Annotated in this window: 21 protein-coding genes and 1 riboswitch; of the genes, 13 read left to right on the top strand and 8 right to left on the bottom strand. The window is 36.1% G+C overall.

What is annotated here, in order from left to right:
• Window positions 1-77: 77 nt before the first annotated feature.
• Entirely contained in the window at window positions 78-236 is a 159-nt protein-coding gene (locus J2Z60_RS09535) for a hypothetical protein (RefSeq protein ID WP_209687470.1), read from the top strand.
• Between the two features lie 98 nt (window positions 237-334).
• Here the strand turns inward: J2Z60_RS09535 and J2Z60_RS09540 are convergent, their stop codons facing one another.
• From J2Z60_RS09540 to J2Z60_RS09555, 4 genes are all read right to left on the bottom strand, one after another.
• The gene (locus tag J2Z60_RS09540; protein WP_209687471.1) at window positions 335-1264 is read right to left on the bottom strand and encodes a peptidylprolyl isomerase PrsA; all 930 of its coding nucleotides are present in this window, start codon (window positions 1262-1264) and stop codon (window positions 335-337) included.
• Window positions 1265-1366: 102 nt separating this feature from the next.
• Window positions 1367-1708, bottom strand: coding sequence for a hypothetical protein (locus tag J2Z60_RS09545; RefSeq protein WP_209687472.1), 342 nt, complete (start codon window positions 1706-1708; stop codon window positions 1367-1369).
• Window positions 1708-2076, bottom strand: a complete 369-nt coding sequence (locus J2Z60_RS09550; RefSeq protein WP_209687473.1) for a hypothetical protein — start codon at window positions 2074-2076, stop codon at window positions 1708-1710. The genes J2Z60_RS09545 and J2Z60_RS09550 overlap by 1 nt, the downstream gene beginning before the upstream one ends.
• Window positions 2077-2137: 61 nt before the next feature.
• A complete protein-coding gene (locus J2Z60_RS09555; RefSeq protein ID WP_209687474.1) occupies window positions 2138-2575 on the bottom strand; it encodes an HIT family protein in 438 nt (145 codons plus the stop codon).
• Between the two features lie 98 nt (window positions 2576-2673).
• On the opposite strand from J2Z60_RS09555, the gene J2Z60_RS09560 reads away from it, so the two are divergent.
• The 11 genes from J2Z60_RS09560 (at window position 2674) to J2Z60_RS09610 (ending at window position 11585) form a co-directional block, all read left to right on the top strand.
• A complete protein-coding gene (locus tag J2Z60_RS09560) occupies window positions 2674-3417 on the top strand; it encodes an ABC transporter ATP-binding protein (RefSeq protein ID WP_209687475.1) in 744 nt (247 codons plus the stop codon).
• Window positions 3410-4612, top strand: a complete 1203-nt coding sequence (locus J2Z60_RS09565; RefSeq protein ID WP_209687476.1) for an ABC transporter permease — start codon at window positions 3410-3412, stop codon at window positions 4610-4612. The genes J2Z60_RS09560 and J2Z60_RS09565 overlap by 8 nt, the downstream gene beginning before the upstream one ends.
• 16 nt (window positions 4613-4628) lie before the next feature.
• A complete protein-coding gene (gene trmB / locus J2Z60_RS09570) occupies window positions 4629-5282 on the top strand; it encodes a tRNA (guanosine(46)-N7)-methyltransferase TrmB (RefSeq protein ID WP_209687477.1) in 654 nt (217 codons plus the stop codon).
• Between the two features lie 20 nt (window positions 5283-5302).
• A riboswitch (TPP riboswitch) is annotated at window positions 5303-5408 on the top strand.
• Window positions 5409-5466: 58 nt separating this feature from the next.
• On the top strand, window positions 5467-6288 hold the full coding sequence (gene thiM, locus J2Z60_RS09575) for a hydroxyethylthiazole kinase (RefSeq protein WP_209687478.1): 822 nt from the start codon (window positions 5467-5469) through the stop codon (window positions 6286-6288).
• Window positions 6275-6913 (top strand): thiamine phosphate synthase, encoded by a 639-nt coding sequence (gene thiE, locus J2Z60_RS09580; protein WP_209687479.1) that lies wholly within the window; start codon window positions 6275-6277, stop codon window positions 6911-6913. Before thiM ends, thiE begins: the two co-directional genes overlap by 14 nt.
• 1 nt (window position 6914) lies before the next feature.
• Window positions 6915-7712 carry a bifunctional hydroxymethylpyrimidine kinase/phosphomethylpyrimidine kinase gene (gene thiD / locus J2Z60_RS09585; RefSeq protein WP_209687480.1) on the top strand — a complete coding sequence of 266 codons (798 nt, stop codon included), beginning with the start codon at window positions 6915-6917 and terminating at the stop codon, window positions 7710-7712.
• A gap of 72 nt (window positions 7713-7784) precedes the next feature.
• Entirely contained in the window at window positions 7785-8105 is a 321-nt protein-coding gene (locus tag J2Z60_RS09590) for a thioredoxin family protein (RefSeq protein ID WP_209687481.1), read from the top strand.
• 24 nt (window positions 8106-8129) lie between these two features.
• Complete coding sequence (gene ytpR / locus J2Z60_RS09595; protein ID WP_209687482.1) at window positions 8130-8777, top strand: YtpR family tRNA-binding protein; 648 nt, start codon at window positions 8130-8132, stop codon at window positions 8775-8777.
• A 163-nt stretch (window positions 8778-8940) separates the two neighbouring features.
• The gene (murC, locus tag J2Z60_RS09600; protein WP_209687483.1) at window positions 8941-10257 is read left to right on the top strand and encodes a UDP-N-acetylmuramate--L-alanine ligase; all 1317 of its coding nucleotides are present in this window, start codon (window positions 8941-8943) and stop codon (window positions 10255-10257) included.
• A gap of 190 nt (window positions 10258-10447) precedes the next feature.
• Window positions 10448-11281, top strand: coding sequence for an Rpn family recombination-promoting nuclease/putative transposase (locus J2Z60_RS09605; RefSeq protein ID WP_209687484.1), 834 nt, complete (start codon window positions 10448-10450; stop codon window positions 11279-11281).
• Between the two features lie 103 nt (window positions 11282-11384).
• Entirely contained in the window at window positions 11385-11585 is a 201-nt protein-coding gene (locus tag J2Z60_RS09610) for a hypothetical protein (protein ID WP_209687485.1), read from the top strand.
• Window positions 11586-11637: 52 nt separating this feature from the next.
• Here J2Z60_RS09610 and J2Z60_RS09615 read toward each other — a convergent pair whose 3' ends face one another.
• The 4 genes from J2Z60_RS09615 to J2Z60_RS09630 all read right to left on the bottom strand — a co-directional run bounded on the left by J2Z60_RS09615 (window position 11638) and on the right by J2Z60_RS09630 (window position 14891).
• Window positions 11638-11958: a metal-sulfur cluster assembly factor gene (locus J2Z60_RS09615; protein WP_209687486.1), complete on the bottom strand. Its 321-nt coding sequence runs from the start codon at window positions 11956-11958 to the stop codon at window positions 11638-11640.
• A gap of 11 nt (window positions 11959-11969) precedes the next feature.
• A complete protein-coding gene (gene sdaAA, locus J2Z60_RS09620) occupies window positions 11970-12851 on the bottom strand; it encodes an L-serine ammonia-lyase, iron-sulfur-dependent, subunit alpha (protein ID WP_209687487.1) in 882 nt (293 codons plus the stop codon).
• 15 nt (window positions 12852-12866) lie between these two features.
• Complete coding sequence (sdaAB, locus tag J2Z60_RS09625) at window positions 12867-13529, bottom strand: L-serine ammonia-lyase, iron-sulfur-dependent subunit beta (protein ID WP_209687488.1); 663 nt, start codon at window positions 13527-13529, stop codon at window positions 12867-12869.
• A gap of 177 nt (window positions 13530-13706) precedes the next feature.
• On the bottom strand, window positions 13707-14891 hold the full coding sequence (locus tag J2Z60_RS09630; protein WP_209687489.1) for an acetate/propionate family kinase: 1185 nt from the start codon (window positions 14889-14891) through the stop codon (window positions 13707-13709).
• Between the two features lie 213 nt (window positions 14892-15104).
• Here J2Z60_RS09630 and J2Z60_RS09635 point away from each other — a divergent pair, with 213 nt between their 5' ends.
• Window positions 15105-16004: an NlpC/P60 family protein gene (locus J2Z60_RS09635; protein ID WP_245328794.1), complete on the top strand. Its 900-nt coding sequence runs from the start codon at window positions 15105-15107 to the stop codon at window positions 16002-16004.
• Window positions 16005-16040 lie beyond the last annotated feature (36 nt).

Raw genomic sequence — 16040 nt, forward strand, 5'->3', positions numbered from 1 at the left:
ATTTCTATAAAATTTTGATTTGGATATTAATACTGAACTAACCAAACAAGAAAATTTATTAAAAATATTGATATTACTTGACTTTAGGTGGAAAAGGCATCCCAGTAAAGACTCATCCAAGCAAGGGTCCATCAGAAACTTGGCAGTTCTGGGCAGTGGATCCTGACGGTAATAATTTTGAGGTACAAGAATTTACAGAAAAATCCTATCAAAAAATAGGACACGTTAATGAATAATAAAATTTAAATAAAGCAATTCACTATAAAAAGCTGCTAGTCTAAGTTCATCTCAATGAAACTTAGTTAGCAGCTTTTTAACTTTATATTTAGCTTAATTATTTAGAACTTGATGATGAAGAGCTGGTTGAAGTAGAACTACCAGTTGATACGTATGATGATAATACATTCTTCAAGTCATTGTCCTTGATAGAAACATCAGCACGTTTTAAGACAGTAGAAATGACACTCTTCATTACATTTTGATCTTGAGCCATTTCGCTGTAAATTTGCTTATCAATTTCTTTCTTGTGTTCCTTGAAGGTACCCTTAGCTGGGTGCTTGATCATCTTGATTACGTGGTAACCATATTGTGACTTAACTGGAGTTGTAGTGTATTCACCAGTCTTCAACTTGAAGGCAGCAGTCTTAAAGTCTGAGTCTAAAGTAGTATCAGTTGAATCAAATGCTGGTAATTTACCTGCATCGTTCTTAGTAGCAGTATCAGTTGAATACTTCTTAGCTAAAGACTTGAAGCTCTTGCCATCCTTTAACTCTTGGATGATCTTTTCAGCAGTACTCTTCTTAGATACTAAGATATGTTGTACAGTAACTTTAGGTTGATAACTCTTCCAGGCTTTCTTTTCTTGAGCTGAAGTAATCTTCTTGATGTGCTTTAAAGCAGCTTCAGTCAAGAGGTTAGTCTTCAAGTTCTTCTTGAAGCTAGAGTTAGTCAATCCATTCTGTTCCAAAATTGAACTAAATGATGAACCGTATTGCTTCTTGTACTTGTTGTATTCCTTAGTAACTTGCTTATCAGAAACGTCTTTACCGTATTGGCTTTCTAAGGCATCATAGATAATCATATTAGCTAAGGTAGATTGACCAGCTTGAGACTTCTTCATCTCATCATAATATTGTTGCTCGGTAATCTTACCACCTTTATAATTTACAACTGTCTTACCGCTACTTGAGCATGCTGCAGCACCAAGGGCGATACCTACGAAGGCTAAGGCTGCAGCAGCTTTTTTCCATACATTCTTTTTCATAAGAATAAATCTACCATCCTTTGCTTAATTACAGATTCAAATATAACATAAAAACTCCCGATGCCCAAAGAAAGCACCAAGAGTTTTTTTATTTTTTAATAGTTACTTTAAATTTTTACTTTCTGAATTCAATTTATCAAGGCTAGCTTGAATGTTTTTCAAGTTAGGTTGAATATTATATTGAAATTCTTTAATAGAACGTTGAATACTTTGAATATTTTTTTTAGCTTGTGGAATATTTTTCTCTTTAAGCAAGGCAAGTTGTTTTTGGGCTTTTTGAGTATTAGTAGAAATATCTTTAATATCTGAACTTGTACTATCTACCAAGTCTTTAACTTCTTTATTAATTGGCTGACCAGTTTTTTGATCAGTCATAAAAGAAACTACCGTCCCCAGTAACCCGCCTAGGCCTAATCCAATCACAAAAGGCTTAAATTTAATCATTAAAATTCTTCCTTATCTTCATCAGAATATTTAAAATCCTGAACACGGTCTGCCAGATCGCTTAAGTCATTATTCTTCTTGATGACACTCTTAACTGCAGTTACTAAGTCAGCTGCCTTATCCTTAATTGGACCACGGCTTGCTTGAACTTCATCATTGACTTCAGGATCAATATTTTCTTGAGTGAGGTTCCGTTCTTCTTGTAAAGAAGCGTAGGTAGCTCTGATATCATCACAAGAATCACTAAGAGAGCTTGCAGTAGATTGAATATCTTTTCTAACGGAGTTATTAGTTAATGGATTCTTGGCAAAGGAAGCCACACTACCAACGATAGCACCAGAAATAAATCCAAGTAGAAATTTAGCCATAATATTACCTCCAATTGGTAATTTAATAAAATTTATTTTTTCTTTATAGCTTAATTATAAGCTATTCGAGGTTACTTTTGATAGCATTAGCAACTGCTTGGTAATTTTTTTCTGAATATTGGCTAGAGTTATCAACGTGAGGTACAACCATATCATCATCTTCGCTATAGCGTGGAATTAGGTGGATATGTGAGTGCATTACGGCTTGACCAGCAATCTCACCATTATTAACTTCTAAGTTCATCCCCTTAATTGCAGGGTCAGATTCTCTAATTGCCTTGGCAACAGTTGGAATGTATTGTAAGTACTTAGCTGCATCTTCTTGACTGTAATCAAAGATGTTCTCTAAGTGCTTTTTAGGGATTAAGAGGGTGTGACCTTTAGTGACTTGGGAAATATCCAAGAAGGCCTTAACATCATCATTTTCAAAAACGGTATAAGATGGAATTTCACCGCGGATAATTTTACAGAATAAACAATCTTTTTCTAATTCTGACATAGAAAAAACCTCTTTCTACTATGATATATAATTTAGTTTGAATTAATTTCATGATAACATTAAGTAGCAGTCTTTTCAGTAATAGGAGGACATAAATTTTGAGTTTAAAAATAAATAAATTAACTGGTGGTTATACTGGTATCACCATTATTAAAGACCTCAATTTGAATATTGAACCTGGTCAAGCAATCGGCTTGATTGGACTTAACGGAGCTGGTAAATCAACTACAATTAAGCATATCTTAGGCTTGTTAAGAATGCAGAAGGGGACAATTGAGTTAAATGGTACTAATTTAACCCAGAATCCTTCTAAATTTAAAAAGATGGTGGCATATATTCCTGAGACACCAATTTTGTATCCAGAACTCACTCTAAAAGAACACTTGGAACTTACCATGCTTACTTACGGTTTAACTGATATTGACAAGGCTTGGCAGCGAGCACATGAATTGTGTAAGATGTTCAGGTTAGATAATAAGCTTGACTGGTTACCAATTAACTTCTCTAAAGGGATGCAGCAGAAAGTTATGCTAGTAGCTGCATTCTTGGCTAACCCTGATCTCTATGTAATTGATGAGCCGTTTACAGGACTTGATCCCTTGGCAGTGGCTAACTTTATTGACTTAATTAAAGAAGCTGTAAAGCAAAATAAAATGGTATTGATGACTACTCATGTTCTAGCAGAAGCCCAAGAAGCTGTTCAGAAGTTTGCCGTGCTTAATAATGGTACGATCGAGATTGTGGGTAGCTTAGAAGAAATTAGGAGCTTCTACCATCTTAAGCCAACTGATTCAATTGACCGTTTATACAAGATTTTGAACCAGGAGAGCGCGAATGAATAGAATAGTAAATAAGCGCCTGCAATCTAATCAAAAAAAGCAACTTCATTATCTAACTTTAGTGTTTAATGACTTCTTTATCTTGGCTTTGATTTTTATGTTTGGTGCATTAATGTTCTGGTATGCCAAGAATATTAAGTCCTGGCCTAATAATTTGTGGTTTTATAAGCCACTGATAGCCTTGATTTTGGCTACAGTTATGAGTGTTGGGCATTTGGCAACTTTATTTGAGAAGGCAGATATCCAATTCATGCTTAATCAAGATGATCAGATGCAAGCTTACCTGAATCCGATGATCAAGCATAGCATGTACTTGCCAACGCTATTAATAATCTTAGTTGCGGGGATATTATTTCCATTTGCTTTGACGCGGGCAGGAATTTCAAATTATGCCTATTGGTTTGTAATATTAGGGCTAATTTTGACTAAGTTTACCCAGTTAAAATTAATTTCTCAGAGTTTTTATTTCAATGAACATAACTTTTATCAAGCTGGGTGGTTCTTTTTAGTAGTATTAGTTATCTTAATATTATGCTTAATCTACTTGCCATATTTATATTTCATATTTGCCTTAATTAGTGCAATAGGTGTTAATTACTTACCATGCGGTAGAGTCTTTAACTGGAATTATGCTGTTGAATATGAAGAACGTAGACGGGATATTGTAGATAACTTTTATAGTATGTTTACTGATGTGCAGGATAAGAAGGTTAAGATTTATCGTAGGAAGTATCTCGACTTCTTACTTGATAAGAAGAATCAGACGCCGAATACTTTCTTATATCAGCGGGCGCTATTGCGTGATCCAGAATACAGTAACTTATTGATTAGAATGACGCTCTTTTCATTATTGCTAACTTGGGTCTTACAAGATTATTTATGGGCAGGTGTCTTTGGCGGGTTGGTTATCTTTTTGACTATGTATCAACTAATACCATTAGGGACGGTATATGAACATAATATGATGTATCATGTGCAGCCAATCTCTCAAGCAAAGAGAGGGCAAGACCTGGCAAGGGTACTGCAGAAGGGAATGCTACTACAGTGGCTAGTAATAAGTCTAGGTTTGATTATCTTTTCACCAATGAAACTCTATGCCTTATTAGCCATAGTTGTCTTATTGGCATTTACATTTATCTTGCTCTATCTTTATTTACCAGTTAGAATTAAACAGTTATTTAGTAAGATTAGATATTAATTGAAGGGATAATTAAATGAGATTACGCAATAAGCCTTGGGCACAAAAGTTAGTTAAAGAACATCCAGAAGCAATCCTAAATGAACCAGATCCAGAGGTAAAGATTAATTGGAATGAGCGTTTTGAAGATTTTTCTAAGCCTTTAGCAATTGAAATTGGCTCAGGCAAAGGACAGTTTATTACTACGTTAGCTAAGCAGCATCCTGAGATGAACTTCATTGGTGTGGAGTTACAGACTACAGCTGCAGGGATGATCTTGAGGACTAAGCTTAATGAAGGTATTGATAACTTGCAATTAATGTGTGCTGATGCAGCTAATATTGCACAATATTTACCTAAAAATAGTGTCGATGTCCTTTACTTAAACTTCTCAGACCCTTGGCCTAAGACTAGGCATGAGAAGCGTCGCTTAACTTATCAAAGCTTCTTAGATAAGTATCAGACTGTCCTTAAAGACGAAGGGCACATAGAATTTAAGACTGATAACCGGGGATTATTTGAATATAGTTTAATAAGCTTAAATAATTATGGAATGAAGTTCGATCATGTGAGTGTTGACCTTCACAACGACGATGATGAGATTGCTCAACGTAATGTTGAAACTGAATATGAGCATAAATTTGCGGCAAAGGGTAATCCAATATACTGTTTGCATGCACATTTTGCATAAAATTGTTATAATTAACTTATAACTGAATAGCGGGGAGCTTAGATATAGGCTGAGAGGAAGTTAGATACTTCGACCCATGAACCTGATGCGGATAATGCCGACGTAGGAATTTTAAGTATAGATATTAATTTTCGAGAAGACACCGCGAGGTGTCTTCTTTTTTTGTAATAAGGAGCAGAGATATATGTTTGGGGAATTATTAGAGAATGTCCGCCGTAATGTGCCACTAGTCCACAATATTACCAATTACGTGACTGTTAATGATGTGGCTAACATAATCCTAGCTGTAGGTGGCTCGCCAATTATGGCTGATGATGAACGTGAGGTAGCAGAGATAACTTCTAAGAGCAGAGCTTTGTATCTTAACTTAGGAACATTGAATACTAGGACAATCAAGTCGATGCTTATAGCAGCTGAAGAAGCGAATAAAAATAATATCCCGGTTATACTAGATCCTGTAGGGGCTGGCTTTTCTAAGTTGCGAGATGAAGCTATTGATCAATTATTAGGTCAGGTCAAGTTTTCAGCGATTCGCGGGAATATGTCAGAGATTAAAGCCTTACTCAAAAAGGGCAGCCAGGCTAAAGGGGTTGATGTTCAAGTAAGTGATCAAATCGGTCAAGATAATTTAAAATCATGTGTTGAATTTGCCAAGCAAGCGGCTAGGGCCCTGCAATGTGTGATAGCAATATCTGGTCCAATTGATATTGTTTCAGACGGAGAAGTAGCTTATTGCGTATATGGTGGCGATAAGTTGATGAGTCGAATTACAGGGACTGGTTGCCAGTTAACAGCAATGATTGCGACTTTTATTGGAGCTAATCCTAGGAAAGTTTTGCTTGCGAGCGTTGCAGCTATAGCGATGATAGATATTTGCGGTGAGCAAGGGGTTAGAAGAATGACTGATCTAGATGGTAATGCAAGTTTACGAAATTATATTATTGATGCAGTATTCAATTTAACCGAGACAGAACTAGATAAGGAAGCAAGATATGAAACTAAATAAAAAAGACCTATTACTCTATGCAGTAACTGACCGTCATTGGGTGGGCAAGCAGACTTTATTTGAGCAAGTAGAAGAAGCAATTCAAAACGGCGCAACCTTAATCCAACTTCGTGAAAAGCATTTGGATGAAGCAAATTTTTTAAAAGAAGCTATTGCGATGAGAGAATTATGTCACAGATATGGCGTGCCATTTATTGTCAATGATAATGTAGAAGTGGCTTTAAGGAGTCATGCCGATGGTGTGCATGTGGGGCAGGACGATATGGCAGCTAGGGATGTACGGCGCTTGATTGGCGATGAAATGATTTTGGGTGTATCAGCACATAATGTTCAAGAAGCTAAGGCTGCGCAAGATAACGGTGCGGACTATTTAGGTGTTGGTGCAATCTTTACTACTGCAACTAAAAAAGACGCTACTGCGGTATCATTAAGTGCTTTAAAGGAGATAGTTGCTAATGTTGATATTCCCGTAGTGGCAATTGGCGGAATTAATGAAAACAATATCTTGCAGTTAAAAAACACTAGAGTAGCGGGTGTATCAATAATTTCAGCAATCTTCGGCGCAGAAGATATTGGATCAGCAAGTAAGAATTTATTAAAGTTAGCAAAAGAGGTCGTGAAATAAAATGAAATGTGTCTTATCAATAGCTGGTAGTGATTCAAGTGGTGGAGCTGGTATTCAAGCAGATTTAAAAACCATGATAACTAATGGTGTCTTTGGTATGACTGCTATCACAGCCCTAACGGCTCAGAATACAACTGGGGTAGCTGATGTAATGAATGTGACGCCAGAGTTTTTGGCTGAACAGATTGATGCTGTCTTTGAAGATATTCACCCTGATGCAGTGAAGATTGGGATGGTTTCAGAACCAGATTTAGTAGCAACGATTGTTCAACGATTGCAATATTACAAGGCTCAAAATATCGTTGTTGATCCTGTTATGGTCGCAACCAGTGGGAGTAGCCTTGCTAAAGATAGTACTGTAGTAATGATGCGTGAGCAGCTATTGCCAATAGCAACTGTAATTACGCCAAATATCCCTGAAAGCGAGGTTCTTGCTGGAATAAATATCAAATCTGAAGTTGATATGGAACATGCTGCCAAAAAAATTGGAGATGAACTAGGTTGCAGTGTTCTATGCAAGGGTGGTCATCGTGTAAATGATGCCAATGACTTATTGTATGATCATGGTAAATTCACTTGGTTTAAGGGTGAGCGGATCGATAATCCTAATACTCATGGGACTGGTTGCACCTTATCGAGTGCAATTGCCTCTAACTTGGCTAAAGGACAGGATTTAGTGAATGCAATTAGGCTTGCTAAAGAATATTTATCTCGGGCCTTAGACCAGCAATTGAACTTAGGGCACGGAAGTGGTCCGGTGGATCATGCATTTGATCTTAAAGGAAAATTTTCTAGATAAATTACTAGCAATTTTGGACAAAGATTAGTACAATAAAATTAACTTATAAAAAGTAAGAAAGAAGGATGCGTTATGGAAGAAATCAAAGCATTAACCAAGGAAAAACTTGAAGAAATCACTGCTGCAGGTCGTACAGTCTTGCTTTTTAGTGCAGGTTGGTGCCCAGATTGCCGTTTCTTAGATCCATTTTTGCCAGAAATTGAGCAAGACTTTTCTGATTCAAAATTCTATAAAATTGATCGTGACGACTCAATTGATATTGCTAAAGAATTAAATATATTTGGAATTCCTAGCTTTGTTGTCTACCAAGATGGCGAAGAAATTGGTAGACTAGTAAATAAGGACAGAAAGACAAAAGAAGAAGTAGAAAACTTCCTCAATTCTCTTAAATAGTCTAAGAAAGGAAAATTTACTAGAATGATTGTTTCTACTAATAAAACTAGTTATCCAAATACATTAGTTGTCATTACTGCTCAAGATAAGAGCCGGAGTCAATTTGAAGAAAAAGATAATATTACCGTCGTTAAAGATGAAGATGGTAAGATTATCGGCTACAATTTCTTTGAAGTTAGTGACTTTTTAGATTATGACAAGTTGCCAAATGGTGAAGTTCACCCAACACAAGATTTAGTTGATACCTTGAATAAGAAGTTGGCTGAAGCTGGCTTTGAAGCTAATTTAGAACTTGGTAAACCAACTTTAGTTTATGGCTATGTTGAAACTTGCACTCCTCACCCGGACTCTGACCACTTACATGTAACAACTGTTGATGTTGGCGATGAGAAGCACCAAATCGTTTGTGGTGCTCCTAATATTGCACAAGGCCAGAAGGTTGTTGTAGCTTTACCGGGTACTTTAATGCCAAATGGACAACAAATTTGGCCGGGCGAATTACGTGGCGTAGATTCATATGGTATGATTTGCTCAGCACGTGAATTGGGCTTACCACATGCTCCACAAAAGCGTGGTATTATGGTGGTTCCAGATAGCTTTAAGGTTGGAGATGAATTTGAACCAACTAAGTGTGATGAATTGCTGGCTAGTGGTGCAATCACTTTAGACTAGTATGAATATCCTGTCTTCTTAATGAAGATGGGATTTTTATTTTTTGCAAAAATTTGCCGAGGAGAATAGTATCTTTTTTGATTAGATTTAATCAATTATCTAGTAAAAATGTTAAAATTAAAGACGGTATAATTTTGACATAAAATTAATGGAGAAGACTTAAATGTTAGATAAAACAAAACAAATTTGGTTCATTGGTATTAAGGGTACCGGTATGGCATCTTTGGCATTGCTCTTGCACGACTTGAGTTATAATGTAGCTGGTTCAGACATTGAAAAGTATACCTTTACCCAAGTTCCATTAAAGGAAGCGGGAATTGAGGTTAAAAATTTTGCCTCAGAGAATATTAAAGGTGAAGGACAAGTTATTGTTAAAGGAAATGCCTTTAAAGAGGATAATATTGAAGTTGCCGCTTGCTTAGACAAGGGAGTTAAGTGGCAATCTTATCCAGATACTGTTGAAGAGATTGTGCAAGCACATACTTCAATTGGGATTTCAGGTACTCATGGCAAAACCTCAACTACTAGTCTTTTAGCACATGTATTAGGAGAAGTTGAACCAACTTCTTACTTGATAGGTGACGGTCGCGGTAAGGGTGTTGAAAATTCACGCTTCTTTGTCTATGAAGCAGATGAATATCGCCGTCACTTTTTGGCATATCACCCAGATTATCAGATTATGACTAACATTGACTTTGATCACCCAGATTATTTCAAAGATCAAGCTGATTATACTTCTGCATTTCAAACGGCTGCTGAACAGACTAAGAAGGCACTCTTTGTTTGGGGTGATGACGAGAGGTTGCAATCTTTAAGAACTGAAATTCCTAAGTATACTTATGGTTTTAAGGATAGTGATGACTTTCAAGCAGTTAACATTGAAAAGACCACTGAAGGGTCTAAGTTTAATGTTTTAGCACATGGTAAAGATTTAGGCAGGTTTGAGATACATTTATTCGGTGACCACAGCATCTTGAATGCTACTGCGGTAATTGCTGTTGCTTATACTGAGAATGTTCCAATGGAAGATATTAAAGAAGGTATGCTTACCTTCAAAGGTGCGAAGCGAAGATTCTCTGAAAAAGATTTCGGCGATATTGCAGTAATTGATGATTATGCTCATCACCCAACTGAAATGCGTGCAACTATTCAAGCAGCTCGTCAAAAGTTCCCTGACAAGGAGTTAGTTGTAGTATTTCAACCACATACTTTTTCAAGAACCAAGAAGTATCAAAAAGATTTCGAAGAAATTTTACGTGGTGTAGATAAAGCATATATTACTCCAATCTATGCTTCAGCTCGTGAGGCTAATGGCGATATTACTAGTGAAGATTTAACTGTTAATATTCCAGGATCAGAAGTTATTGATTTAGATAATATTGCAGACCTAACTAAGCACAAGAATGCCTGTGTAGTCTTTATGGGTGCTGGTGATATTCCTAAGTATGAAGATGCTTATGAAGATTTGTTAACAAAGTAAATTTAAAGAAGAGTAATTAAAACGCTCAATCTTGATTCTTTGATGGATTAAGATTGAGCGTTTTAGCTATTTAAATTAAGTAAATAGTCTAAAAAAATACTTTGATTAATTAAAAAAATAACCGATATTTTGCGTAAAAAAAGTAGGTAGGCTTATGGCTAGCTTACTCAATTTAATTACGGAGGATATTATGGTTACTTCAAATAGTCTAAAGAATTGGATAAGTGAAGATATTACTAATGATGCAATCTTTGGTGATGTGATTGGGCGTAAGGAGAATTGTTTACAGTTATTGCGGGCAATTCTACCACAATTGAATATTCAAAAGATTGTTAAAATTCAACGCCAAAAAACTATCTCGCTCAAAATGTTGCGTAAAGGAACACGCTTCGACGTTTGGGCAACAGATGATAAGGGGCAGAATTTTGATATTGAGATGCAAACATCAAATGATCCGGCTTTATTAAAGCGTTCATTGTTCTATCTTGGTCGTATCAATGATGAGCAATTACTGTCTGGTAAGAAGTATGGTGAAATTAAGAATAGCTATATCATTTTCTTATGTACTTTTGATCCATTTGGTTATAATGAAGCCAAGAATGAAATTATTCAAGTTTTAGAAAGACATCGCAGTCAAAAATTACATTCAGGTCAGCACATTATCTTTTTTAATGCCAATGCATTGGACAAGTCAGAATTAACACCAGACTTGCGAGATTTTCTAAATTATATGAATGGAAAGATTAATTCAAGTAGTGATTTTATCAAGCGACTAGATAAGGATAGACGAAAATACATTAATGGAAGGGAATGGAGAAGTTTTATGTTAGACTTTAAGCAATTTGAAGCTGAGGTAAAGGAACAAGGGAGAATAGATGAAAAAATTCGCAGTATCAAGGTTATGGTTAAGACCTTACGTAGCTATGGGATTTCAGATAAAGAAATATTAAATACATTAATCAAAAACGAAGGAGAATATTTTTCAAAGGATGAATTACAGAAGTTCATACAAGAAAGTAAATAGTCGTTAATAAAATTAGAAATTAGTTAATTTTTTTGAAGTTAATTGTCTATAGCGATTCTTTAAGATAAAATTTTGTAATTAGTAACAAGTTGAGGAGAACTTTATGAATCTAGAAAAAATTACTTGGGTAAGGTTAGCATATTCGTTAATTTTAATTTTTGAGCCAATAGCTTTAGTTAAGTTGATTGATGGGATGGTTGGCATTGATAATGACTATTTATTATTAGTTACTGTATTGGTAATAGCTGAAGTAATTACTTTTAAGTTACTTGGCGTTATATTGAAAAAATTAAAAAAGGTATAAATAGATTTAAAGGCGAAAAATCATGTTTTAATGCATGACTTTTCGCCTTTTTTCAAGAATTTTTGTAACCAAGTACTTTTTTAGCTGCATCAGACATTCTATCCGGAGTCCATACTGGATACCAGACAAATTCTACATCAACATTCTTAACTTCCTTGACCTTTTTGACAGCTTCAGTTATTCTGTGTGTTAAAATTCCGGTTAAAGGGCAGGCTGGCGTAGTGAGTGTCATATTTATCAAGCATATACCATCTTTATCTAAGTCTATGGCGTAAATTAAGCCTAGATTCACTACATCAATATTAAGCTCAGGGTCAATAACTGTCATTAATTGAGATATAATATCATTTTTAATTTCTTTGGCAGAACGCATGTATGATCACCTTAAGCATCTTTTCCAAAAATTTTAGTTTTAATTGCAATTCCTGTTGGTGTCCCAGCAAGACCACCTAATCCTGTTTCGCGTAATGATTCTGGCATACTATGGCCAACTTCTTTCATCGCTTCAATACATTCATCAGCTGGAATAGTACTTGTACAACCGGCTAAAGCCATGTCGGCCGCAATAAGGGCATTAGCTGCACCAATAGCATTACGCTTAACGCAAGGAACTTCAACTAACCCAGCAATTGGATCACATACTAAGCCAAGTAAGTTTGAAAGGGCGATTGCTACGGCAGTAGAGCTTTGCTGAGCTGTTCCACCAGCAATCTCAACTGCTGCGCCAGCTCCCATAGCTGAAGCACTCCCAACTTCTGCTTGACATCCACCGGTAGCCCCTGCAATTTCAGCTTTATTGGCAATTACCATTCCAATGCCTCCAGCCGTAAAGAGAAATCTAATCATTTGCTCCTCACTTAAGTTTAGTCTGTCTTTTAACATGAATAAGACGCCTGGCAAAGTTCCAGATGATCCTGCTGTCGGAGTTGCGCAGATAATCCCCATAGCTGCATTAACTTCATTAGTTGCTACAGCATTTTGAACTGCGCTCATCATAATGTCACCAGATAAAGTACGATTATGTAGACGATAATTTTTAATTTTTACAGCTTCGCCACCTGTTAGGCCAGTCTTAGAAAACACACCTTGATCGGCTTGACCTCTTTCAACTGCTGCTTGCATAGTTGAAAGATTGTATTTCATTTTATTCCAGATTATATTTCGTGGCAGTCCTGATATTTTGCATTCTTGTTCAATAATTAGTTCAGAGATTGTCTTTTTAGTAGTTTGGGCAGCAGTGACAATCTCTTTAATGTGATTATACATAGTTTAAGCCTCAATTTATAAGCAAATTATAGATTTAAATTTTTGTGTTAATTCTTTAACTAAAGAATCTTGGATATAATTTTTGATATCATACTCATAGATAAAGTAACTGGCGGTTTCATAGACTTTTTTAACACTGAAGGGCGCATTTTTTTCTAAGAAAGAAGTTACAGGTATACCATTTTCGTGCCGTTTTTGCTTATCTATATAGAGTACGATAGGTAAAGGACCTTCTGGCTTAATGTTTGAACCATACATTTTAATGTTTCGAATTTCGATAGCGCCACCGCCAATAGAACAACCTGATAATTGAATATACTTGTTATCATCACTCATGTCTAAGATGGCAGTATTAGGATGATTAATCGGGCTCGGTCCATCTTCCTCGACAAATCTAATATCTATACCTTGTTGTTTGGCTATTTCGGGAGCTTTTGGCACACGTTTATCATCAGTGTCGAAGCCTAGAATCCCAGCTGCAATCGCATAATCAGTGCCGTGCCCTCTATGCGTTTGAGCAAATGAACCGTAGTAGTGGACAGTTACTTTCTTAGGAACGCCATTGAACAATTTGTTACCTTCTTGTCCAATTGCGACAGCTCCAGCAGTGTGGGAGCTAGATGGACCAATCATTACAGGACCGATAATATCAAATACACTTCTATAATTTCCAGCCATGAAGAGCACTTCCTTACTTAACTTTAATTATCTGATAAGACAATAGCACATTGTCAGCAATTATAAAAATAATAAAAGGAAAAAGTAGTAGCTATTTTACAAAAAAATAGAAAGTTAAAAACAAGACCAAGAAGCATAAAAATTCAACTTCTTGGTCTTATTCGTATCTTAAACTACTTATTGTTGACGAGTTAAACGCATTACGTCACGAGCAATCATTAATTCTTCATTTGTAGGGACAATGAGCGCCTTAACCTTAGAATTTGGTTTAGAAAGAAACTTCTCCCCGTCAGTTTGGTTAGCCTTGTAATCTGGTTCAAGTCCAATGTACTTAAAGGCAGACATTACACCAGCACGGATACCAGGATCATGTTCACCAACACCAGCAGTGAATACAATACCATCAATATGACCCAGTTCGGCTATATAAGCTCCAATATAGCGAACAACGCGATTAATAAAGATACGACGTGCTAGTTTGGCATTTTTTTCTTTACTTTCAATAAGATCACGCATGTCTGAAGAAACGCCAGAAATGCCTAGGACACCTGATTTATGGTTTAAGACATTGATTACCTCATCAATTGACATACCAGCTTTATCCATCAATCTCTGTACAACAGTAGGATCTAAGTCACCACTACGAGTTCCCATTGTTACCCCTGCAAGTGGGCTAAAGCCCATTGAAGTATCGTAAGACTTACCACCTTTGACGGCAGTAATTGAAGCGCCTGAGCCAAGGTGGCAGACAATTAAGTTAATAATATTGTGGTTAATACCCATTAGCTTAGCTGCACGTTTGACAACATAGTCAACTGAAGTACCATGAGCACCATATTTACGAATGCCATAATCTTCATAGTAGCTATAAGGGATAGAGTATAGATAGTGCACTGGATCCAGGGTCTGGTGGAAAGAAGTATCGAAGACAGCGACTTGTGGTACATTAGGTAAGATCTGCATAAATGCCTTAATTCCGTTAGCTTCAGGAATATTATGTAGCGGAGCTAAGTCAGCTAGATCATAGATTTGTTGTAACTTAGCTTGATCAATAATCGTTGAATCCTTAAAAATTTCACCACCATTAACGACACGGTGTCCAATACCTGCGAGCTCTGTTAGGCTATCAATTACATGATATTGCTTCAAGCTCTTAATTAATAAGTTAACAGCTGCCTCTTGGTCTGGAATATGGGTGTTGTTAATATATTCTCTGCCATTTGCAAGCTTAATCTTAAAGACTGCATTCTTTAATCCTACGCGGTCTGCTATCCCAGAAGCGATGACTTCTTCGTTAGGAAAAGTAAACAGTTTGTATTTAAATGATGAGCTACCTGAATTAATTGCCAAAACTTTTTTCATAATATTACCTCAATTTTTATATATTTTTATTTTATCTCCTAAATAAGTATAGCGCTTTCAACAACACTATAGTAGCAATTAGGAATAAAATAATCAACATCTAGCTTAATGAGACAAATTGGACTCAAAAAATTATATAACATAAATAATGATTGAAATTTTTGACAAAATATAGAAAATAAAAAATGTAATTAAATTTTTGGAGGAAAAATAATGAAATTAAGAACGAAGTTGCTGGCAAGCATTACTCTTTCAATTGCTCTTGCAGCTGGAATAACAGAAACTAATACTCCTAACAACCAAGTTAACTCGATTGCCCAAGCTGCTAAAAAACGGACCAGCCAAGCCCCAATTACTGTTAAGTTTGTAGATGTTGATGTTGATGGAAATGTTTATTCAGCTCCAAATCGCAATAATACTACTATGACTGCTGTTGCTGGTACTTTAAGAATTTATGATACAGTCACTGATAGTGATGGTACTACTTGGTATCGGATTGATAATAATACTTCTGAACCTGAATGGATAATTGGTACAGGTCTCAATGTCATAACTGGAACAACAGATGATGCCAATTGGGATAATTGGGGAGATAATGATGGTATAATCGACTTTGGACCAACTATCAAGAGTGACAAGAAGTATAAGAATAAGTTAGTGCGTAGTGCGGCTAAGTTAGTCGGTTATTTCCACTATGGTAGTCATGCTGGTTTTGGTAATTGGAAAAAGCCAAGCAAAAAGGGAACCACAGATTGTTCAGGATTTGTCTGGTTAGCAATGAAGCGCGCTGGTTACCCAGTCGGCAGTTATCCATTTACTACTGCAGATATGGAACGCGATGCTAAGGGTGCTCATCGCTACTTAAAGAAGATTTCACCATCTAAAGCAAGGCCAGGCGATGTAATAATTGCTAATGTAGGTAACGGCTTGTACAATAACGGCCACACTGCAGTTATTGATGGCACATATAATGAATATGATACCCAAATTATCCAAATGGGTGGCGATGACCATACTGGTCCAGCTCACCGTTCATTTATCGGTCGCTCATTTGGTGATAGACTATTAAGTGGTCGTGTAACTTATGCTCGTCCAGTACATAGAAGAAAATAATAGGTAAAAACAAGATTTCAATTTTTAAGAAATCTT

Origin of the sequence: Lactobacillus colini, assembly GCF_017874575.1 — a bacterium.
Classification (GTDB): Bacteria; Bacillota; Bacilli; order Lactobacillales; family Lactobacillaceae; genus Lactobacillus; species Lactobacillus colini.